Origin of the sequence: Wenzhouxiangella sp. XN24 (genome assembly GCF_011064545.1) — a bacterium.
GTDB lineage: Bacteria > Pseudomonadota > Gammaproteobacteria > Steroidobacterales > XN24 > XN24.
Window position 1 is genome coordinate 225,525 of sequence record NZ_JAAMFG010000034.1, and the last position, 20,308, is coordinate 245,832.

Sequence of the window (20,308 nt, forward strand, 5' to 3'; positions counted from 1 at the left end):
CAGGGAGCAGACGAATGGAACGGGTATTCAACTTCAGCGCCGGTCCGGCCGCGATACCGCTGGCAGTGCTCGAGCGCGCCCGGGACGAACTGGTCGACTGGCAGGGTTGCGGCATGTCGGTCATGGAGCTGTCGCACCGTGGCAAGGAGTTCATGTCGATCGCGGAACGCGCCGAGGCGGACCTGCGGCGACTGCTGGATATCCCGGCCGGCTACCGCGTGCTGTTCCTGCAGGGCGGCGCCTCCGCGCAATTCAGCGCGGTGCCGCTGAACCTCGCGGGACCCGACGACAAGGCGGACTACGTAGTCACCGGGTCATGGTCGAAGAAGGCACTGGCAGAGGGTCGCCGCTTCCTGAACGCCAACGTGGCCGCCGACTCGGCCGGTACCGGGCACACGGAGATTCCCGATCCCGCGGGATGGGCGACGAGCAACGACGCCGCGTACCTGCACTACACGCCGAACGAGACCATCGGCGGCGTGGAGTTCCATTTCATTCCCGAAGTCTCGGCGCCGCTGGTCGCGGACATGTCGTCCACACTGTTGTCCCGGCCGCTGGATGTCAGCCGCTTCGGCCTGATTTACGCCGGCGCGCAGAAGAATATCGGTCCGGCGGGCCTCGCGATCGCCATCGTGCGCGAGGATCTCATGGGCCGGGCGCGCTCCACGACGCCGGTCACCATGGATTATCACCAGCAGTCCGAGGCGGGCTCGATGTACAACACGCCCCCCACCTGGGCGTGGTACATCGCGGGGCTGGTTTTCCAGTGGCTGCTGGAGGAAGGCGGACTCGAAGAGATGGAGCGGCGCAACCGGCGCAAGGCCGAGACGCTTTACGGGGCGATCGACGGCTCCGACTTCTATGCCAATCCGGTCGCGAAGCCGTCCCGCTCGTGGATGAATATTCCGTTCACGCTCGCCGACCCGTCACTGGACGGCAAGTTCCTGGAGCAGGCCAAGGCTGCGGGGCTCCTCAATCTCAAGGGCCATCGTTCCGTGGGCGGCATGCGCGCGAGCATCTACAACGCGATGCCCCAGGCGGGCGTCGAGGCGCTCGTGGCTTTCATGACCGAGTTCGAACGCACCCACGGCTAGCCCCGATCGGCCCGTCCGTAGGGGCGGACTGTTGCAATGCGGCATGAATCTGCCAATATCGAACGGATAATTCGGCGCCGCTGGAGAGCGACATGAGCTTCAAGATCCTGACCCTGAACAATATCGCCCTCGCAGGGCTCGAGCGGCTGCCACGCGACCGCTACGAGGTCGCTTCCGAGATCGGCCACCCGGACGCCGTGATGGTCCGGTCCGCCGATATGCACAAGGCCGACATCCCCGCCAGCGTGAAGGCGATCGGGCGCGCCGGGGCAGGGGTCAACAACATTCCCGTAGAGCAGATGAGCCAGCGGGGCATCCCGGTGTTCAATGCGCCGGGCGCAAATGCCAACGCCGTGAAAGAACTCGTCGTCGGCGGGATGCTGCTCGCGGCGCGTAATCTTGCCGAGGCGTGGGATTACGTGCGCACGCTCGACGGGAACGCCGAGGAACTCCATCGCGCCGTGGAAAGCGGCAAGAAGAAGTTCGTCGGTTTCGAGTTGCCCGGGCGCAGCATCGGGGTGATCGGCCTCGGGGCCATCGGTGTCGAAGTCGCCAACACGGCACTGGCGCTGGGCATGGAGGTGATCGGCTTCGATCCGCGGATCACCGTCCAGCGGGCATGGCAGCTGGATTCCGGCGTTCGCCAGGCCACCAGCATCGACGAGTTGTTCAGCCGCTCCCAGATCATCACCGTCCACGTGCCGCTGGCCGAGGGGACCCGCGGGCTGGTGAATGCGGATCGTCTCGCCCTGATGAAACCCGGCGGCATCCTGCTCAACTTCGCCCGTGGAGAGATCGTGGACGATGCGGCGGCAATTGCCGCGCTGGATGCCGGAGGTCTCGGCCGTTACGTCACGGATTTCCCGACCGCAGCCAACAAGAGCCATCCGAAGGTCATCGCGTTGCCCCATCTCGGCGCATCGACGCGCGAGGCCGAAGAGAATTGCGCCATCATGGTGGCGGAACATCTCCGCGATTTCCTCGAAAATGGCAATATCCGGCATTCCGTCAACTTTCCCGAGTCCATCCTGCCGCGGATGTCGGGCAATACCCGGCTTGCGATCGCCAATGCCAACGTGCCGAACATGGTCGGACAGATCTCGACCGAGCTTGCCACGGCTGGCCTGAACATCTCCGACCTGCTGAACAAGTCCCGTGGCGAGATCGCCTATACGCTGCTGGACGTCGACGGCGAGGTGCCACCCGGGGTGCTTGAACGGCTTGCAGGCATCCAGGGCGTCCTGTCGTTGCGGGTGGCCCCGGGAACGGCATGAGCCGATGAGCGAGTCTTCCGACGACCGCAGGCTCAGCGAGATCCGGCGCCAGATCGACTCGATCGATGCCCAGTTGCAGGAGTTGATCAATGAACGAGCGCGCCTCGCGCGGGAAGTCGGGCAGACCAAGTACCCGCAACCGGCCGGGCTGTCATCGACGCCGCGGGATTACTACCGCCCCGAGCGCGAGGCGGAGATCCTCCGGGCCGCGGTGGCGCGCAACACGGGACCGCTCAAGGACGAGGAGATCGTACGACTCTTCCGGGAGGTCATGTCGGCCTGCCTCTCGCAGCAGGAACCGCTGAAGGTGGCGTTCCTGGGCCCCGAGGGGACTTTCTCCCAGGCCGCCGTGCTCAAGCAATTCGGCCATTCGGTCCGCACCCTGGCCGCACCCTCCATCGAGGAAGTTTTCCACGACGTGGCCGCGGGAATCGCCGATTTCGGCGTCGTGCCGGTGGAGAATTCCACCGAGGGGACCGTCAGCACGACACTCGACATGCTGGTCACCACGCCGTTGTCGATCAGCGGCGAGGTCGAACTGCGCATCCGCCAGCACCTGCTCGCACGCGTGGATTCGCTGGCGGGAGTCCAACGCGTGTACTCCCACCAGCAGTCGCTGGCGCAGTGCCGGGCATGGCTCGAGCAGCGCCTGCCCGGCGTGGAGCAGGTGGCGGTGGCGTCGAACGCGGAGGCGGCGCGCCTGGCCGCCGAGGAGATCGGCGCGGCGGCGATCGCCGGCGATACGGCGGCGGAGATCTATCGCCTCGAGATCCTGATGCCCAATATCGAGGACCGGCCCGACAACACGACCCGGTTCGTGGTCATCGGCCGTGAAGCGCCGGGGCCCAGCGGACGGGACAAGACGTCGCTCTTGTTGTCCTCCCGACATGCGGCCGGCGCACTGCAGGAATTGCTCTATCCCTTGTCGCAGCATGACGTCAGCATGACCCGGATCGAGTCGCGGCCCTCGCGCCGCGGCAAGTGGGACTATGTTTTTTTCGTCGATGTCGAGGGGCATCGTGACGACCCGAATGTCGCTGCCGCACTCCGGGACCTGGAGAAAGCCGCCGCCTGGTGCCGCGTGCTCGGCTCCTATCCGGCAGCGATCCTGTAAACTTCGGCCTCCGCTCGGGAGGTTGCATGACTAACAGATTCCTGGACCTGGCTGCGCCGGGACTACACGGGCTCCGGCCCTACCAGCCCGGCAAGCCGGTCGCCGAACTCGAACGCGAGTACGGCGTCATTGATATCGTCAAACTGGCCTCGAACGAAAACCCGCTGGGCCCTTCGTCGCGCGTGCTCACCGCGATCTCCGAGGCGGCCGCCGACCTGCCGCGATACCCCGATGCCAACGGTTTCGAGCTCAAGCAGGCGCTGGCCGCGCGGCACGGGCTGCCGGCCGCCTGCATCACGCTCGGCAACGGTTCCAACGACGTCCTGGCCCTGCTGGCCGAGGCCTTCCTGCAACCCGGCAGGGAAGCGGTGTACTCCCGCCATGCCTTCGCGGTGTATTCGCTGGTGGTGCAGGCGACCGGCGCCACACACCGGGTCGCTGCGGCCCATCCCGCCGGGCATGCACAGCCTTATGGGCATGATCTGGATGCCATGGCCGCATTCGTGGGTCCGGCCACGCGCCTCGTCTTCATCGCCAACCCCAACAATCCGACCGGCACCTGGCTGGATGCGGAGCGGCTCGAGGCCTTCATCCAGGCGCTGCCCGAACACGTCATCGTGGTCGTGGACGAGGCTTATTTCGAGTACGTGGATGCACCGGCTTACCCGGACACGAGCCAGTGGGTGGCCCGCTTCCCGAATCTCGTCGTGACCCGCACGTTTTCCAAGGCTTATGGGCTGGCCGGACTGAGGATCGGCTATGCGTTGTCCGGCAGCGACATCGCGGATTTGCTGAATCGCATCCGCCAGCCGTTCAACACCAGCAGTATCGCCCAGGCCGCCGCACTGGCTGCACTGGAGGATGTCGATCACCTCGCCCGCAGCGTGGCACTGAATGCGGTGGAAATGGCGCGCGTCGCTGAAGCCTGTGAACGCCTCGGACTCGGCGTCGTGCCCTCGGCCGGCAACTTCCTGCTGGTCGATATGCATCGGCCCGCGCAACCCCTTTTCGAGGCCCTGTTGCACGAGGGTGTGATCGTCCGGCCGGTGGCGAATTACGAGTTGCCCGATCATCTGCGTATCAGCATCGGCACGGAACAGGAAAACGATCGCCTGGTGACCGCGCTGGCCAGGGTCATCGGCGCATGAGCGCAGCAGGCTGGCGGGTGAACCCGGCACCGACTCTCGGCGGATCCATCGTCGTCCCCGGCGACAAGTCGATTTCCCACCGCGTCATGTTGTTGGGGGCGGTGGCTGAGGCCCCCCTCGAGGTGCAGGGCTTCCTGCAGAGCGAGGATTGTCTCGCCACGCGCCACGCCGTGGAGTCTCTCGGCGCCCGGGTGGAGGAACTGGCCGACGGGGGCCTGAGGGTGTTGCCGCCGGAGCAGCTCCGGGCGCCCTCAGTGCCGCTGGATTTCGGCAACTCGGGTACGGGCATCAGGCTCATGACCGGCCTGCTGGCCGGACACGGGCTGGCCGCCGTACTCGACGGCGACGAGTCTTTGCGCCGTCGCCCGATGGAACGGGTGGCCGCGCCGCTGCGCAGCATGGGCGCCCGGATCGAAACGACCGCCGGCCGACCGCCGCTCAGGATCAGCGGCCAGGCGCGGCTGGAAGCCATCGACTACGCCCTGCCGGTGGCCAGCGCCCAGGTCAAGTCCGCCCTGCTGCTCGCCGGGTTGTCGGCCGAGGGCCGGACTGTCGTTCGCCAGCCGGCCGTCTGTCGCGACCATACCGAGCGCTTGCTGGAATCACTCGGGTGCCCGGTCGAGCGGGGCGAGTGGGGCGCCGCCGTAACGGGACCGACCCGTCCCTCGGGGGGACAGGTCGTCGTTCCCGGGGACTTTTCCTCCGCTGCTTTTTTCATCGTGGCCGGACTGCTGGCCGGCGGGGAGGCCCCGATCGAACTGCAGGGCGTGGGTATGAATCCCACGCGCACCGGGCTGCTCGACATTCTGCGGATGATGGGCGGACGGATCGAGATATCGAGCCCGCGAGAAGAGTCGGGGGAACCGGTCGCCGACCTGCGGATCTGGCGCGCGGACCTCGTCGGTGCCGACGTGCCTCCCGAACTCGTCCCGCTGGCCATCGACGAACTGCCGGCGCTGTTCGTCGCAGCCGCGTATGCCCGCGGCGAGACGCGGGTCCGGGGCGCCGAGGAGTTGCGGGTGAAGGAATCCGACCGGATTGCCGTGATGGCCCGCGGGCTCGAAGCGGTCGGGGTCGAGGTCAGCGAGCAGGCGGACGGCCTCCTGATCCGCGGCGGGGGCATGCGGGGCGGTGTGGTGGACAGTGGTGGCGACCACCGCGTGGCCATGTCCTTTGCGATCGGCGCCGCCCGCGCCTCCGGTCCGATCGAGATTCTCGACGTCGCGAACGTGGCGACCTCGTTCCCCGGCTTCGAACAGGCGGCCGCGACGCTCGGGCTGTCCGTCGAGCCGCTGCATGCGGAGCACCGCGCATGAACGGTGCACCGGTACTGGCGGTAGACGGACCGGGCGGCGCAGGAAAGGGCACCTTGTGCCGGCGCGTCGCGGAGCGGCTCGGCTGGCGCCTGCTGGACAGCGGTGCACTGTACCGCCTCGTGGCGTTGGCGGCCGGCCGCGCAGGCGTGGCACTGGATGACGAAGCCGGGCTCGCTGTGCTGGCGCGGGACCTGCCGGTGCGATTCTCCGGCGAGCAGGTCTTGCTCGACGGCGAGGATGTGAGCGAGGGGATTCGCACCGAGCGCTGCGGCGATGAGGCCTCCCAGGTCGCGCAGTTGCCGGGGGTGCGGACCGCTTTGGTGGGACTCCAGCGGGGATTCCGCCGGCCGCCGGGGCTGGTGGCGGACGGGCGCGACATGGGCACGGTCATATTCCCGGATGCCGAAATGAAGGTATTCCTCACTGCGGCCGCCGAGGAACGCGCGAGACGCCGCTATAAGCAGTTGAAGGAAAAGGGGTTTGATGTTAGCCTTTCCGGTCTTACGGCGGAGATTGCCCACCGTGACAGGCGGGACGCGGAGCGTGCCGAGGCGCCTTTGCGTCCGGCACCGGACGCGTGCGTGATCGACAGCACCGACATGGATATCGATGAAGTCGTCGGTGTCGTGCTCGATGAAATGGCGCGGCGGCAGTTGATGCGGCAGGAGTGAAGTTATCGCGGTCCCTACGGAAAGGGGCCTTTTTTAATGAAAGCCCGACGAGGCAAGGATGCGCCGTCGGATAACCATTGGTCGGCCTGCGAGCCGTTGGATCAACAACCCATGTCTGAAAGTTTTGCAGAGCTCTTTGAGCAAAGTTTCGCGAGTCAGCAGATTCGCCCCGGCGCCATCCTCAAGGGACAGGTCGTCGAGATCAACGACGATGTCGTCATCGTTTCCGCCGGACTGAAATCCGAATCCGTCATTCCCGCCGAGCAGTTCAAGAACGAGAAGGGCGAGTGGGAAGTCGAGGTCGGTGACGAAGTCGAAGTCGCGCTGGACGCCGTCGAGGACGGCTTCGGCGAGACGCGCCTGTCGCGCGACAAGGCCAAGCGTTCCCGCACCTGGACGGTCCTCGAGGAAGCCTTCGAGAAGGGCGAGATCGTCGAGGGCATGATCACCGGCCGCGTCAAGGGCGGCTTCACGGTGGAACTCGAACTGGTCCGCGCGTTCCTGCCTGGCTCCCTCGTGGATGTCCGGCCGGTGCGGGATCCCGGTTACCTCGAGGGCAAGATGCTCGAGTTCAAGGTCATCAAGCTCGATCGCAAGCGCAACAACGTGGTTGTTTCGCGCCGCGCGGTCGTCGAGGCCGAACACAGCGTCGAGCGCGAGGAACTGCTGAAGAACCTGACCGAGGGGGCCGTGCTGCCCGGCATCGTCAAGAACCTGACCGACTACGGCGCATTCGTCGACCTCGGCGGCATCGATGGCCTGCTGCATATCACCGACATGGCCTGGCGCCGGGTCAAGAACCCGTCCGAGGTCGTCAACGTCGGCGACGAGATCCAGGTGAAGGTCCTGAAGTTCGACCGCGAGCGCAATCGCGTGTCGCTGGGCCTGAAGCAGCTCGGCGAGGATCCCTGGCAGGATATCGCGCGTCGCTACCCGACCAACACCCGGCTGTTCGGGCGCGTGACCAACCTGGCCGACTACGGCGCCTTCGTCGAGATCGAGGACGGCGTGGAAGGCCTGGTGCACGTCTCCGAGATGGACTGGACGAACAAGAACGTCAACCCGTCCAAGATCGTGCAGATCGGCGACGAGATCGAAGTCATGGTGCTCGAGATCGACGAGGAGCGCCGGCGCGTCTCCCTCGGCATCAAGCAGTGCATGCCCAACCCCTGGGACGAGTTCGCCACGAGCTTCAACAAGGGTGATCGCGTCAAGGGCGTCATCAAGTCCATTACCGATTTCGGCATCTTCATCGGTCTCGACGGCGGCATCGACGGCCTCGTGCACCTCTCCGACCTGTCCTGGGACCTGGCCGGGGAAGACGCCGTGCGCAATTACCGCAAGGGCGAGGAAGTGGAAGCCATCGTGCTGTCGATCGATCCCGAGCGCGAGCGCATCTCGCTGGGCGTGAAGCAGATGGATCGCGACCCGATGTCGGCCTGGCTGGCCGAGAACCCGAAGGGCAGCATCGTCCGCGGCGTGATCACGGAAGTGGACGCCAAGGGCGCGCTGGTCGATGTGGGCGGCCTGGAAGGCTACCTGCGGGCCTCGGAACTCTCCCGGGAACGCGTCGAGGACGCCCGCACCGTGCTGAAGCAGGGTGAAGAGGTCGAGGCACGGTTCATCGGGCTCGATCGCAAGAGCCGCCAGATCTCCCTGTCCATCAAGGCCAAGGAAGTCTGGGAAGAAGCCGAGGCGATGCAGAGCTACAAGAAGTCTGACACGACGACGGGGACTACGCTCGGCGACCTGCTCAAGGAGCAGATCTCGAGCCAGGAAAACAGCTGAGGTAGATTCGGGCGGGCCGCCACCGGTGGCCCGCCCGTTATCGAACACGCATGGACTCAGATCGAGGCGCTGACGGATCAACACCATGACAAAGTCTGAACTGATCGAGGCAATAGCTCACCGCCAGAACCACCTGAACGCCAAGGACGTGGAACTTGCGGTCAAGTACCTGATCGAGGTGATGAGCAACAGCCTGGCCAGCGGCGAGCGCATCGAGATCCGGGGGTTCGGAAGTTTTTCGCTGCATTTCCGCCCACCGCGCATCGGCCGCAACCCGAAGACCGGCGAGGCCGTCGCGTTGTCGGGCAAGTACGTGCCGCACTTCAAGCCCGGGAAGGATCTGCGCGAGCGGGTGAACTCCGGCCGTCACCTGCCGATCAAGGCCTGATCGACCCGGGTACGCCGGGCGCATCGCCCGGCTCTGCGCACTGATACAATCCAGTCTGGATCGCGCCCGGGCGCGCTACGAGCCGGATTGTCATGATCAAACGGATTCTGACCGGAATCATTCTCCTTGCCGCCGTCGCGGCTTCAGCTTTCTTCACGTCGCTCAATCCAGGGACAATCTCCCTCGATGTCGGCTTTGCTCAGTTCCAGGCACCCCTGGGCCTGGCCTTCGTGCTCGCCCTGGCGTTCGGCTGGCTGCTCGGCACACTGTCCGCGATACTCTGGATCGCACGGATTGCAGCGGATCGCCGGCGGTTGCGCCGGCAGCTGGACCATTCGCCGGCGGAAACGGCGCTCCAGGTGAGAGATGAGCGCGGCTGACACGCTGCTGTTGCTGCTGCTTTTCGCCGTCGCGGCGGGCCTGGGCTGGTTCTTCGCCCGACGCAGTGCGAACCGGGGACTCGCAACCGGCCCCCGGCATGTCAGCGCGGAGTATTTCCAGGGCCTCAACTATCTCCTCAACGAGGAACCCGACAAGGCCCTCGAGGTGTTCATCCGCATGGTGGACATGGACGCGGATACCATCGACACGCATTTCGCCCTTGGCGCACTGTTTCGCCGCCGCGGCGAGACGGAGCGGGCGATCAAGGTCCACCAGAACCTCGTCGCGCGCCCGGATCTCCCGCGGGAAGCGCGAGCGCGCGCCCTCAACGAACTCGCCGAGGATTACTTCAAGGCTGGCTTGTTCGATCGCGCCGAGCAGGTCTACGCACAGGTCGCCCGGGGCAATGCACAGCGCGAGCAGGGGTTGCGCGGGCTCGTGCGAATTTACGAGCTGCAACGCGACTGGGAGAAAGCGATCGGAGCGATGGACCAGCTCGTATCCATCTCCCGCGAGGCCAATGGGACGGTGGTGGCGCATTACTCCTGCGAGCTTGCCCAGGAGGCGCTGGGACGGGGTGATCTGCTCGCGGCCCGCCATTGGTTGAAGCGTGCCCAGGCCGCGGACCGGCACACGGTACGCGGCGCCATGATGCGCGCGTCGGTGGCGCAGCGGGAGGGCGATCATCGCCTGGCGGTGCGTCTTTACGAGCAGGCCCTGGAACGGGACGGTGGCTTTCTCGTGGATGTGTTGCCGGAATTGCGGCGCAGTTATGTCGAGCTCGGCAAGCCCGCGGCTTTCGAGCAATGGTTAAGCAACGCGATCGAAAAACATCCAGCCTGGCGGCCAGGCGTCGCCTTTGCCGCGATCACCGATGGAAGTTTCGATGACTCGGTGACCCGACAGGCCATCGTGGACTTCATCGCCGGCAATCCCATCCTGACCGATATCCTCGAGACCTTGCGTCCCACCCTGGAGACCGACGGCGGCAAGGACGCCGCGGTCCGGCGGATCAGCGGCGCCATGCGGCGGATCGCGAAAGCCAGTCCGCGCTATCGTTGCGAGGTATGCGGGTTTTCGGGCAATGCCCTTTATTGGCAGTGTCCGAGTTGCCGCAGCTGGGACACGACCCGCCCGGTGACCAAGTTCCGCTTCGAAGCAATGCTGGATGCGCGAGCCTTGCCGGCGGAAACCGCGCGCAAGCACTGAATTCTCTACCTCCCGCCTGACAGGATTCCGGCGGACGATGAATGCCGCGGCCGAATCGGCTGCGCTTCATCTGCAACAAGGAGTCCAACATGATTCACATCGCCAAAATTTTTCTGGCCGCGCTCGCGTTCCTGCCGATCCTGGCCTGGGCCGAGCCGGTCGACATCAACACGGCCGATGCTGCGACGCTCGCAAAAGAGCTCAAGGGCATAGGTCCCGCCCGTGCGGAAGCGATCATCGCCTGGCGGGAAGATAACGGTCCGTTCCGCTCTCCGGACGAACTGGCGCTCGTCCAGGGCATCAGCGAGCGCGTGCTGGAGGAAAATCGGGAGCGGATGGTGGCCGGTTCACCCGAAAAGTCCGAATAGGCCGGCGCGCGGGCGGCAGCTGGAAGTGGCCCCGACTCCAGCTGTCGCCCGCCGCGTTGCGCCTCTGACTGCGGGTGTGCCAGCATTGTTCTCCAGCATGGAGCAAGCGCCGCGGGAGGCAACACTTGAAGAAGAACATCCGCTATGCAGTATTCCCCGTCGCGGGAAAAGGGACTCGATTTCTCCCGGCGACCAAGGCGAGCCCGAAGGAAATGCTGCCCATCGTGGACAAGCCGCTCATCCAGTATGCGGTCGAGGAAGCGATCGAGGCCGGCGCAAATAACCTGGTATTCATCACGGGCCGGACGAAACGTGCGATCGAGGATCATTTCGATGTCGATCCCGATCTGGAAGCCCTGCTTGCGAGCAAAGACAAGGAATCACTGCGTGAAATGGTACGTAACATCGTGCCCGCACGGGTGAACTGCATCTACGTGCGCCAGGGCGAGCCGCTGGGACTCGGTCACGCGGTGTTGTGCGCGCGACCCGTGGTGGGAGAGCAGCCGTTCTTCGTGCACCTTGCAGACGACCTGATCGATGCGGAGGAGGCCTGCCTCGGCCAGATGGCACGCATATTCGACGAGTACGGGGGAAGCGTCCTCGGCGTCGAAGAAGTGCCGCCCGACCAGACCCGGCAATACGGGATCATCGACGGTGAGCGAGAGGAGAGCGGCTTGCACCGGCTGCGGGGGATCGTCGAGAAGCCGCAGCCCGCCGATGCGCCCTCGAACCTGGCGGTGGTCGGTCGCTACGTATTGACCCCGCGCATATTCGACCTGCTCGAAGAAACCCAGGCCGGCGCCGGGGGCGAGATCCAGTTGACCGATGCCATTGCACGGCTGTTGCAGGAAGAGCCTGTCTTCGGCCATGCCTTCGACGGCAGGCGATTCGACTGCGGAAGCAAGCTCGGTTATCTCGAGGCCACGGTGCACTTCGGCCTGAAACATCCGGAACTCGGCCCCGATTTTCGCGCACATCTGAAGACTTTGTCCGTTTGACGCGCTCCGGGCGGGTCCCGGATGTCGCCGGGTCATGGGTCCGGCGGCGGCCTCTTGCGTCCCGAGGGCACGCAAACACTTGATTCCGGCTTCCCCCTGCGCTCAGGAAAGCTTGTTTTTCCGTAGCTTAGGTATAAACCCGGATATTGAACCCGGACCTTATAAACTGAAATGTAACAGGCAGGCTCCGTGATTCGGGGCCCCGCGCAGCATACGCGCGCGGTTTGGGTCGAGATGGTCAAGGGGATCACCATGATTGGGCTTTCGGAAAGGCTTTCGGGCATACCAGCGCTTCTGGCGCTCGCCGTCATCTCACTGGCACTCGCCGGTTGCGATGGCGATGATGGTCCGGCAGGGCCTCCGGGTCCGGGCGGCGATCCGGGTGGCCAGGGACCGGAAGGCCCGGAAGGTCCCGAGGGACCCAGCGCACCGGGCGCCGGCGGCGATATCGTCATAGGCAATGGCAGCCGCCTCAGCCAGGAGACCGTCGATGCGGCCGGAAGACTGGTCGCGGAGATCACTTCGGTCTCGGTGCAGAGCCCGCCGGCCGTGGAATTCACCTTGCAGACGTCAGCGGGCGGCAACGTCCTCGGGCTCGCGCCTAACGTCATCAGTTTCACCCTGGCCAAGCTCGTCCCGGCCCAGGGCAGCGAACCCGCCCAGTGGGTGAGTTACATCAATCGTCTCGCACCGCCGGCCAGCGGCTCACCGCAGGTCCTGGACCAGGCGCTGCAGGCGACCACCGAGTCCGGCTCGGCCGGCACGTTAGAGGAGCTCGGCGAAGGGCGCTACCGCTACACGTTTGCGACGGATCCCGCGAATGTGACGTCCCCGGTGGCCGTAAGTTACGAGCCCGACCTGCCTCATCGCGTCGGTTTCGAGCTGCGCATGGCCGCCCCGGGCAACCAGATCTTCCCCGACAACCCCGTTTTCGACTTCACCCCGGCGACCGGTGAGCCCGTCGTACCGCTTGCGCGGGCGGTTGCTGCAGATGCCAATTGCAATGACTGCCATCTGCGACTGGAGATTCACGGCGGCCCCCGCGTGACCGTGGAGTACTGCGTGACCTGCCACAATCCACGGACCATCGACCCCGATTCAGGCGAATCGCTGGACATGGCGTACATGGTGCATTCGATTCATCTGGGGGAAAGCCGCGCCGAACCGTATGTCGTCTATGGTTTCGGTGGCTCCCAACACGATTACTCGGAAGTGACCTACCCGCAGTCGCCGCTGTTCTGCGAGAACTGCCATGCCGCGTCGGAGGTCACGCCGCAGGGCGACGCCTGGCAGTCCACGGCCACGGCCCCGAGCTGTGGCGGTTGCCATGTCGATGGCCTGTTGACCGGTGCGCCGGACGGCGTGACGGGCATAGCGACCTACGCTTACCAGCATGATTTCGGCGGCCCCATCGCGGACGGCACCTGCGTCAATTGCCATGCCGAGGGCGGTGCCGTCGGCGGCGGCAACGTTTCCAACCACCTCGCAGGCCCACGACTGGCGATCGAGGTGGCGCGCAACGAATTCGCGTTCGAGATCCTCGATGTCACGAGCTTCGCCCCCGGTGAAACGCCGACGGTGACCTTCGCCATCAGCAACCCGAGTGACGGCACGCGTTACGACATCAATGCGGACCCGGCGTTCACCACTGGCGGCGGCGTGGCGACGCTCAACCTCGATATCGCCTGGCCGACCAGCGACTACACGAACGAGGGCAGCGGCAGTGCGACCGTGGATGCCGGCGCGCCGGCCCAGCCCGTGCAGCTGAATCTCGCGTTCCTGCAGGCCAATGCCACGCGCAACGCCGACGGGAGCTACACGGTGACGGCGACCGGCAGCAACGCCGACCCGGTGCCGGCCGACCTCGACGGCGCGATCGCGGTCGCAATGGAAGGCCACCCGGCCGGGGATCTCGACGGCGACGGCGTTTACACCGACCGGCTGCCGGTCAAGGGGACCGTCTTCTTCCCCGATACGCCGCGGCGAAATATCGTCTCCATCGCTCGTTGCAACGATTGCCATGAAAGCCTCTCGCTGCACGGCAATAACCGTACCGACGACGTCCAGCTCTGCGCGACCTGCCACAATCCGGATTCGACCGACGTGCGCCGGCGGGTGGGTTTCGATTGGGATAACCCGTCTCCCCTGGACGGCAAAGGCGAAGAGAGCGTCGACATGCGCTTCATGACCCACGCATTGCATGCGGCGCAATACGTGGCCTACGGCTTTGGCAACAGGCCCCATGACTACTCGGACCTCACGTATCCGCAGCCGCTCAGCAATTGCCTCGCCTGCCATGAGCCCGGGACTTATTACGGCTCGTCGGACGACCGCTCGGTGACCATCAACACCGGCGCAGACCGTTCCGACTGGCGCGATGACGTGGCCATCACGCCGACGTCTGCAGCCTGCTGGTCGTGTCACCAGGCGGCGCCGGACTTCATTCTGAATCCGCTCCGGGCGCACATCGAGCTGAACGGCGGTTACCTGCCGTCTCCGACGGATACCACCATCACCAAGGAGATGCTCGAGTCCGGGAGCAGTTCGGCGTATATCGAGACCTGCGACGTGTGCCACGGTCCGGGCCGGATCGCGGACGTCGAGATTGTCCACGGCGTGTTCTGAGTGTGTCGTCCGGGATGTCTTCGGACATCCCGGACCGCGCCGCGCCCGGGCGGCGGTAGCCGTTTTTTCCAGGGGGAGGCCAGCTGAATCATCTGGCTTTTCCCCTTATATACAGGTCCCGACCGAGCGTGTAGTTTCGGCTCGGGACCGCCTCATCGGAAGGGAAGCAAAATGCTGTCGAGAATGAGCGTCGTTATATTCGTCCTGCTGCTGCTTGGCTTCGCGGATGCAGTCGCGGCCGCGGACGAAGAACCCAGCTTCAGCCGGCGCGGCGCGGATAGCTGTATCGGCTGTCACAGGAACTGGGATCCGCCCATCATGGGCATTTTCCAGAACCCGCACGGCAACCCGCATGACGCGCGGTCCCCGTTCGGCGAGCAGCAACTGCAGTGTGAGGCCTGCCATGGGCCGGGCGGCGCCCATGGCGGACGGGTTCGTCGCGGCGAACCGCGTCCCGCGATCATCAATTTCGGCTCCGAAGCATGGACGCCCATCCCCGAGCAGAACGCGATGTGTCTCGCCTGTCACGAGGGCCACGTCGGCGAGCAGTGGGGCGGCAGCATCCATGATCTCAACGATGTCGCCTGTGCGGACTGCCACAGTTCGCACACCCCGACGGACCCGATGCTGGACCCCAGGACCCAGGCCGACGCGTGTTACGCCTGCCATGCGGAAGTCAAGAGCGACTTCCTCAAGCCCTCCGCGCATCCCGTGCGGCAGGGAGAACTCGCTTGCACCGATTGTCACGACCCGCACGGTTCGACCAACGAAGCCTTGCTGACACGCACGACCATCAACGATACCTGTTACGACTGCCATGCCGAGAAGCGCGGTCCGCTGGTCTGGGAGCATGCGCCGGTAGCCGAGGACTGCACCATTTGTCACGACGCTCACGGTGCAGTGCACCCCTCGATGCTTACCCGACGCGCGCCCCTGCTGTGCCAGTCCTGTCACACGCCGAGCGGTCACCCCTCGGTGCCCCACGACAGCAACGGCCTCGCCGACGGCACGGCATCGGCTTATCTGCTTGCGGGCAACTGCCTGAGCTGCCATACGCAGGTACATGGCTCGAATCACCCGTCCGGCAAGGCGTTGATGCGCTAAGCGCCGCAGGAGTCGAACGAGATGAACGGAAATCGAATTCTCAAGATCATGGTGGCGTCCCTGCTTGGCGCCGGAACGGTGGCAAGCCCCGCGCTGGCGCAGGAACTTCCTGATTTCGAGCAGTGGTCATGCCGGTTCTGCCCCTTCCCGGAGAAGGGCGTGGAAGGCAATGTCGATGCGGAGGCGCTGCACGTGTCCGACGACTCGGCGCGCTTCGGCGACTACACCGGACTCGATGAAGAAGGCGCCTATCTCAACGCCGGCGCCGACATCCTCTATCGGGCGGGGGGCGGTTATGCCGTCGGCCTTGAAGCGCGGAACCTGGGCCTGGACTCCCGCGAGTTCGCCCTGCAGGCCGGGCGCCAGGGCACCTGGATGGTGGACCTGTCATGGGATGAATTGCCACGCCGGCTCGACGATTCGGTGCAAACACCCTATGGCGGGCTCGGCACCAGCAGGCTGACCCTTCCGTCCAGCTGGATCCGCGGCAATTTCACCTCCGGGTTTGCGGCATTGGACACGACACTCAGGGATTTCGAGCTCGGGTGGGATCGCGAGACGCTCGGCCTCGGCATCGAGTTCATCCAGAGCGAAAGGTTACGGTACGAAATCGACTGGAGCCAGCAGACGAAAGAAGGACGCGGTCTGACCTGGGGCAACTTCCTGGGCACGGCCGCCGATCTCGTCAAGCCCCTGGACTACCAGACAGACCAGGTGGATGCGGCGCTGGTTTACGCGGGCACGAACTGGAATGTCCGCCTCGGCTATTTCGGCTCGTTTTTCAGCAACAAGGACACGTCGCTGACCTGGGACAACCCGTTCAACGGGCCCGACCTGGGACGGATGGCCATGGCGCCGGACAATCGTTACCAGCAGGTGCAGCTCGCAGGAGCCTATCGCTTCACGACCTGGGACACGACGGTCAATGCCAGCTATGCCCAGGGGCGCATGGAACAATCCGATGCCCTGCTGCAGTACACGATCAATCCAGCGATTGCCGCACAGCCTTTGCCGGTGGAGAGTTTCGACGGCGAGGCGGACACCACCGCGATGAACCTGCGCCTCACCACACGGCCGATGGACCGGTTGCGCATGTCTGCCGAGTATCGCTCCAACGAGCGAGACAACACGTCCGGACAGTACGACTGGGCGATCGTCCAGGCCGACTCGTTCCAGTCGGTGTCGTTCGTCAATCCCGCCTATAGTTTCGAGAATCGCGATATCTCGTTCCAGGGCGACTATCGATTCAGCCGGATGCTCGATGCCACCGCAGGCTGGGCCCGGAAAGTCCGTGAGCGCGATTTCCAGAACGTGGAGCGGACCGAGGAGGACAGTTACTGGGGACGGGCCAGGATCCGGCCGTTCAGTGCGATGACGTTGAGCCTGCAGGCCGAGAACGCCTCGCGTGACGCATCGGAGTATCTCCAGGTCCCCAGCATCGGTCCTGGCGCCGCCCAGAATCCGCTGTTGCGCAAGTACAACTTGACGGACCGGGAGCGCGACTCGTTCCTGGTCCAGGCGGATCTCGTACCGGGAGCGCGCGGCAGCGTGTCCCTGCGTTACGAGCGTGCGCAGGATGATTACGAGGACAGCCCGGTGGGACTGGTGGCAACCGATTATGACCAGTTCAGTGCGGACGCCAACCTCCAGTTGTGGCGCGAGATCGTCGCCACCGTGTTCTACAGTCGTGAAAACTATGACTCGGACACGATCGGGGCAGGCAGTTTCGCGGTGCCGAACACCGCACAACCGAACTGGGAGGGCCGCACGCGCGATCGCCACGATGTCCAGGGCCTCGCATTGACCTGGCCGGGGCTGCGAGAGGGCAAGCTGGACCTGCGTGCCGACTGGACGCGCGCAGACACCACCGGGGATATCACGATCGCCAACAGCCTTGGAGCCGCCGGCACTGCGTTCCCGACGCTGCGTTCCAAGCTCACGGGCGTGGAACTGATGGCCGATTATCACCTGAGCCCGCGCTGGAGCGTAAACCTGGGTTTCCGCTGGGAGGAATTCTCGGCGGATGACTGGGCGAAAGACGGAGTGGGGGAGGCGACCATCGGGAACGTGTTGACCTTCGGCGCGGACACCCTCGATTACGACGTGAACGTGTTCCTGCTCGGCTTCCGCTACAACTTCATCAAGGAAGAAGAAGAATAAGCTGTTATCCTCTGCAGCAGGACTGGAGAAGAGGCGCCCCCGGGGCGCCTTTTCTTTTGCTGCGACGCGACCCGGACCGACGGGGTGGCAGGTGGCGCGGCGTCGCCGGAGCGTGCGATAATTTCCCGATAACAACAAGACGATGGGGGCCGTTGATGGAAGCACGAACACGCAACCCGGGCGCAGCAATGTCCAATGCAAACTCTCTTGACGATCGCCGTGGGCGGCCCTTGCGGGACCTGCGGATCTCGGTAATGGACCGATGCAATTTCCGCTGCCCGTATTGCATGCCGGAGAACCAGTACCACCGCGATTTCCAGTTTCTGCATTCCGACGAACGGTTGTCGTTCGCGGAGATCACGCGCCTGGCGCGTCTGTTCGTCGAACGCGGGGTCACCAAGCTTCGCCTGACGGGCGGGGAACCGCTGTTGCGCCCGGGGCTCGTAGACCTCATCGGCGAGTTGAGCCTCATCGACGGGGTCGAAGACCTGGCGCTGACGACGAACGGGATCCTGCTTGCCCAGCATGCGGCTGCGCTGAAGGGCGCCGGCCTGGATCGCGTCACCGTCAGTTTCGATGCACTCGACGAAGCGACATTCCGCCGCATGAGCGGCGGACGAGGCACGCCTGAGCGCGTGCTTGAAGGGATCGATGCGGCCATCGAGGCCGGGCTCACGCCGTTGAAGATCAACACCGTGGTCCAGCGGGGCCTCAACGAGAACGGCATCTATGCGCTGCTGGACCGCTTCAGGAATACGGGCGTGGTGGTGCGATGCATCGAATACATGGATGTGGGCACGCTCAACAAGTGGAACGAGAAGGAACTGGTGCCCTCCGCGGAGCTCGTCGAGCGCATCAACCAGCGCTGGCCGATCCGTCCGATCGAGGCCGGCTACCGTGGCGAGGTGGCCGAGCGTTGGGAATACGCCGACGGTGCAGGGGAGATCGGGTTCATCAGCTCCGTGACCCAGCCGTTCTGCGGGGACTGCACCCGGGCACGGCTCTCTTCCGACGGCAGCTTGTATACCTGCCTGTTTGCGGCGCGCGGCACGGATTTTCGCGGCCCGATGCGGGAAGGCATCGAGGACGCACAGCTCGGTGAGATGATCGACAAGGTCTGGCGTGGACGCAACGACCGCTACAGCGAGCAACGCGCCGAAGACGGGAGCAGCGTGCGGACCGAGAAAATCGAGATGTATTACATCGGCGGATGACCCACTTGGCAGCGAATCGATTCACCCATCTCGACGACCGCGGCACTCCGCGGATGGTCGATGTCGGCGGCAAGGCCGTGACCAGGCGGACCGCGCACGCGCAGGCCAGGGTCGGGTTCCCTCCCGATGCGGCACGGGTTTTCGCGGAGAACGATTACGCAACAGCGAAAGGGCCGGTGTTTCATACGGCGATCGTCGCGGGTGTCCTGGCGGCGAAACGCACGCATGAGCTGATCCCTTTCTGCCACCCCCTTGGGCTGGAGGACTGCAATATTGCGGTCAACATGAGAGGTGACGAGGCGATCGTGGATTGCCGCGTCAGCCTGCATGGGCAGACCGGGGTGGAAATGGAGGCCCTGACCGGGGCCAGCGTGGCGGCTCTCACCATTTACGACATGTGCAAGTCGCTGTCGAAGGGGATCGTAATTCGCGAGCTTCGGCTGCTGGAAAAGACGGGCGGCAAGAGCGGCGATTGGCGGGCAACATGACAGTGAAAGTGAATATCAGTTATTTCGCGTGGCTGCGCGAGCGGGCCGGGGTCGAGACGGAACAGTTCGAGACCTCCGCACAGACGCCGGCACAACTCTGGACCGAGTTGGATGCGCGTCATGATTTCAATACGGAGCGCCGCCATCTCAAGGTGGCGGTCAACGACGCTTTTTCATCCTGGGACGCGAGCCTGGCGGACGGTGATCGAATCGTCTTCATCCCGCCGGTATCTGGAGGTTAGTGACGATGTTCGAAATCACCAGCGAACAGGTCGATGTCGATGCCTTGCGCCGCGGCCTCATGAGCCCCGATTGCGGCGGCTACACGGCATTCGAGGGCTGGGTGCGCGACCATCACAAGGGTCGTTCGGTCTCGGGCCTGCATTATGAGGCCTACGCGGACCTGGCGACCGCCGAGGGCCTGCGGATCCTGGCCGAGGCGGAAGAGCGCTTCGGACCCGTGCGCATGGCCTGTGTGCACCGCATCGGCGATCTCGGCGTCGGGGAACTCGCGGTGTGGGTGGGCGCAGCGGCACCCCACAGGGACGAGGCTTTCAAGGCCTGCCGCTACGTCATCGACGAGCTGAAACAACGCCTCCCGATCTGGAAAAAAGAGCATTACATCGAAGGCGAGTCCGCGTGGGTCGACTGCGAGCGGTGCCGGGCGGCGGGGCATGGCAAGCACGACCACAGCCATGACCACGACCACAGCCACGAATATTCAGAGGATCGCCCCGCCGCGCTCAAGGCGGAAGACCAGTCGGCCTGAACTGAAGGCTGGAACATCAGCCGGCGGGGCCAGGGCGTACGGGCCAAGGGTCATCGAGCGCAATAAGAGACGCAAAAAGGGGCTGCCTCATGGCAGCCCCTTTTTCATGTTTGGCTCCCCGGGTCGGACTCGAACCAACGACCAACGGATTAACAGTCCGTCGCTCTACCAACTGAGCTACCGGGGAATAGCGGGTGGG

Annotated in this window: 19 protein-coding genes and 1 tRNA gene; 19 read left to right on the plus strand and 1 reads right to left on the minus strand. The window is 65.0% G+C overall.

Annotated elements, in window-relative coordinates; translation table 11 throughout:
* Nucleotides 1-14 precede the first annotated feature (14 nt).
* From serC to G6032_RS08845, 19 genes are all read left to right on the plus strand, one after another.
* Nucleotides 15-1,094 carry a 3-phosphoserine/phosphohydroxythreonine transaminase gene (gene serC, locus G6032_RS08755; protein WP_165281760.1) on the plus strand — a complete coding sequence of 360 codons (1,080 nt, stop codon included), beginning with the start codon at nucleotides 15-17 and terminating at the stop codon, nucleotides 1,092-1,094.
* Nucleotides 1,095-1,186: 92 nt separating this feature from the next.
* On the plus strand, nucleotides 1,187-2,368 hold the full coding sequence (locus G6032_RS08760; RefSeq protein ID WP_165281761.1) for a phosphoglycerate dehydrogenase: 1,182 nt from the start codon (nucleotides 1,187-1,189) through the stop codon (nucleotides 2,366-2,368).
* A gap of 4 nt (nucleotides 2,369-2,372) precedes the next feature.
* A complete protein-coding gene (gene pheA / locus G6032_RS08765; RefSeq protein ID WP_165281762.1) occupies nucleotides 2,373-3,482 on the plus strand; it encodes a prephenate dehydratase in 1,110 nt (369 codons plus the stop codon).
* 26 nt (nucleotides 3,483-3,508) lie between these two features.
* Entirely contained in the window at nucleotides 3,509-4,630 is a 1,122-nt protein-coding gene (gene hisC, locus G6032_RS08770; protein WP_165281763.1) for a histidinol-phosphate transaminase, read from the plus strand.
* Nucleotides 4,627-5,946: a 3-phosphoshikimate 1-carboxyvinyltransferase gene (gene aroA, locus G6032_RS08775; protein WP_165281764.1), complete on the plus strand. Its 1,320-nt coding sequence runs from the start codon at nucleotides 4,627-4,629 to the stop codon at nucleotides 5,944-5,946. Before hisC ends, aroA begins: the two co-directional genes overlap by 4 nt.
* On the plus strand, nucleotides 5,943-6,617 hold the full coding sequence (gene cmk, locus G6032_RS08780; protein WP_165281765.1) for a (d)CMP kinase: 675 nt from the start codon (nucleotides 5,943-5,945) through the stop codon (nucleotides 6,615-6,617). The genes aroA and cmk overlap by 4 nt, the downstream gene beginning before the upstream one ends.
* Nucleotides 6,618-6,728: 111 nt before the next feature.
* Nucleotides 6,729-8,405 carry a 30S ribosomal protein S1 gene (gene rpsA / locus G6032_RS08785; protein WP_165281766.1) on the plus strand — a complete coding sequence of 559 codons (1,677 nt, stop codon included), beginning with the start codon at nucleotides 6,729-6,731 and terminating at the stop codon, nucleotides 8,403-8,405.
* Between the two features lie 85 nt (nucleotides 8,406-8,490).
* The gene (locus tag G6032_RS08790; RefSeq protein ID WP_165281767.1) at nucleotides 8,491-8,793 is read left to right on the plus strand and encodes an integration host factor subunit beta; all 303 of its coding nucleotides are present in this window, start codon (nucleotides 8,491-8,493) and stop codon (nucleotides 8,791-8,793) included.
* A 92-nt stretch (nucleotides 8,794-8,885) separates the two neighbouring features.
* The gene (locus tag G6032_RS08795) at nucleotides 8,886-9,173 is read left to right on the plus strand and encodes a LapA family protein (RefSeq protein ID WP_165281768.1); all 288 of its coding nucleotides are present in this window, start codon (nucleotides 8,886-8,888) and stop codon (nucleotides 9,171-9,173) included.
* Nucleotides 9,160-10,383, plus strand: coding sequence for a lipopolysaccharide assembly protein LapB (gene lapB / locus G6032_RS08800; protein WP_165281769.1), 1,224 nt, complete (start codon nucleotides 9,160-9,162; stop codon nucleotides 10,381-10,383). Before G6032_RS08795 ends, lapB begins: the two co-directional genes overlap by 14 nt.
* A gap of 89 nt (nucleotides 10,384-10,472) precedes the next feature.
* Entirely contained in the window at nucleotides 10,473-10,751 is a 279-nt protein-coding gene (locus G6032_RS08805) for a helix-hairpin-helix domain-containing protein (RefSeq protein ID WP_165281770.1), read from the plus strand.
* Between the two features lie 125 nt (nucleotides 10,752-10,876).
* On the plus strand, nucleotides 10,877-11,749 hold the full coding sequence (gene galU / locus G6032_RS08810) for a UTP--glucose-1-phosphate uridylyltransferase GalU (RefSeq protein ID WP_165281771.1): 873 nt from the start codon (nucleotides 10,877-10,879) through the stop codon (nucleotides 11,747-11,749).
* Nucleotides 11,750-12,001: 252 nt separating this feature from the next.
* A complete protein-coding gene (locus G6032_RS08815; RefSeq protein ID WP_206211897.1) occupies nucleotides 12,002-14,374 on the plus strand; it encodes an OmcA/MtrC family decaheme c-type cytochrome in 2,373 nt (790 codons plus the stop codon).
* A gap of 171 nt (nucleotides 14,375-14,545) precedes the next feature.
* The gene (locus tag G6032_RS08820; RefSeq protein WP_165281773.1) at nucleotides 14,546-15,478 is read left to right on the plus strand and encodes a DmsE family decaheme c-type cytochrome; all 933 of its coding nucleotides are present in this window, start codon (nucleotides 14,546-14,548) and stop codon (nucleotides 15,476-15,478) included.
* A 21-nt stretch (nucleotides 15,479-15,499) separates the two neighbouring features.
* A complete protein-coding gene (locus tag G6032_RS08825; RefSeq protein WP_165281774.1) occupies nucleotides 15,500-17,638 on the plus strand; it encodes an MtrB/PioB family decaheme-associated outer membrane protein in 2,139 nt (712 codons plus the stop codon).
* A 188-nt stretch (nucleotides 17,639-17,826) separates the two neighbouring features.
* Nucleotides 17,827-18,852, plus strand: coding sequence for a GTP 3',8-cyclase MoaA (gene moaA / locus G6032_RS08830; protein ID WP_276610941.1), 1,026 nt, complete (start codon nucleotides 17,827-17,829; stop codon nucleotides 18,850-18,852).
* A gap of 5 nt (nucleotides 18,853-18,857) precedes the next feature.
* Complete coding sequence (gene moaC, locus G6032_RS08835) at nucleotides 18,858-19,340, plus strand: cyclic pyranopterin monophosphate synthase MoaC (protein WP_240902099.1); 483 nt, start codon at nucleotides 18,858-18,860, stop codon at nucleotides 19,338-19,340.
* Nucleotides 19,337-19,582 (plus strand): molybdopterin converting factor subunit 1, encoded by a 246-nt coding sequence (gene moaD, locus G6032_RS08840; RefSeq protein ID WP_165281777.1) that lies wholly within the window; start codon nucleotides 19,337-19,339, stop codon nucleotides 19,580-19,582. Before moaC ends, moaD begins: the two co-directional genes overlap by 4 nt.
* Nucleotides 19,583-19,587: 5 nt before the next feature.
* Nucleotides 19,588-20,109, plus strand: coding sequence for a molybdenum cofactor biosynthesis protein MoaE (locus G6032_RS08845; RefSeq protein WP_165281778.1), 522 nt, complete (start codon nucleotides 19,588-19,590; stop codon nucleotides 20,107-20,109).
* A gap of 111 nt (nucleotides 20,110-20,220) precedes the next feature.
* Here the strand turns inward: G6032_RS08845 and G6032_RS08850 are convergent.
* Nucleotides 20,221-20,296: transfer RNA gene (locus G6032_RS08850), tRNA-Asn, on the minus strand.
* Between the last annotated feature and the right edge of the window lie 12 nt (nucleotides 20,297-20,308).

Coding starts and splice junctions, on each gene's coding strand:
- moaA (WP_276610941.1), top strand. CDS start 17,827: ATGTCCAATGCAAACTCTCTTGACGATCGCCGTGGGCGGCCCTTGCGG.
- G6032_RS08825 (WP_165281774.1), top strand. CDS start 15,500: ATGAACGGAAATCGAATTCTCAAGATCATGGTGGCGTCCCTGCTTGGC.
- serC (WP_165281760.1), top strand. CDS start 15: ATGGAACGGGTATTCAACTTCAGCGCCGGTCCGGCCGCGATACCGCTG.
- aroA (WP_165281764.1), top strand. CDS start 4,627: ATGAGCGCAGCAGGCTGGCGGGTGAACCCGGCACCGACTCTCGGCGGA.
- rpsA (WP_165281766.1), top strand. CDS start 6,729: ATGTCTGAAAGTTTTGCAGAGCTCTTTGAGCAAAGTTTCGCGAGTCAG.
- lapB (WP_165281769.1), top strand. CDS start 9,160: ATGAGCGCGGCTGACACGCTGCTGTTGCTGCTGCTTTTCGCCGTCGCG.
- hisC (WP_165281763.1), top strand. CDS start 3,509: ATGACTAACAGATTCCTGGACCTGGCTGCGCCGGGACTACACGGGCTC.
- moaD (WP_165281777.1), top strand. CDS start 19,337: ATGACAGTGAAAGTGAATATCAGTTATTTCGCGTGGCTGCGCGAGCGG.
- pheA (WP_165281762.1), top strand. CDS start 2,373: ATGAGCGAGTCTTCCGACGACCGCAGGCTCAGCGAGATCCGGCGCCAG.
- cmk (WP_165281765.1), top strand. CDS start 5,943: ATGAACGGTGCACCGGTACTGGCGGTAGACGGACCGGGCGGCGCAGGA.
- G6032_RS08845 (WP_165281778.1), top strand. CDS start 19,588: ATGTTCGAAATCACCAGCGAACAGGTCGATGTCGATGCCTTGCGCCGC.
- G6032_RS08760 (WP_165281761.1), top strand. CDS start 1,187: ATGAGCTTCAAGATCCTGACCCTGAACAATATCGCCCTCGCAGGGCTC.
- G6032_RS08820 (WP_165281773.1), top strand. CDS start 14,546: ATGCTGTCGAGAATGAGCGTCGTTATATTCGTCCTGCTGCTGCTTGGC.
- G6032_RS08815 (WP_206211897.1), top strand. CDS start 12,002: ATGATTGGGCTTTCGGAAAGGCTTTCGGGCATACCAGCGCTTCTGGCG.
- G6032_RS08790 (WP_165281767.1), top strand. CDS start 8,491: ATGACAAAGTCTGAACTGATCGAGGCAATAGCTCACCGCCAGAACCAC.
- G6032_RS08805 (WP_165281770.1), top strand. CDS start 10,473: ATGATTCACATCGCCAAAATTTTTCTGGCCGCGCTCGCGTTCCTGCCG.
- G6032_RS08795 (WP_165281768.1), top strand. CDS start 8,886: ATGATCAAACGGATTCTGACCGGAATCATTCTCCTTGCCGCCGTCGCG.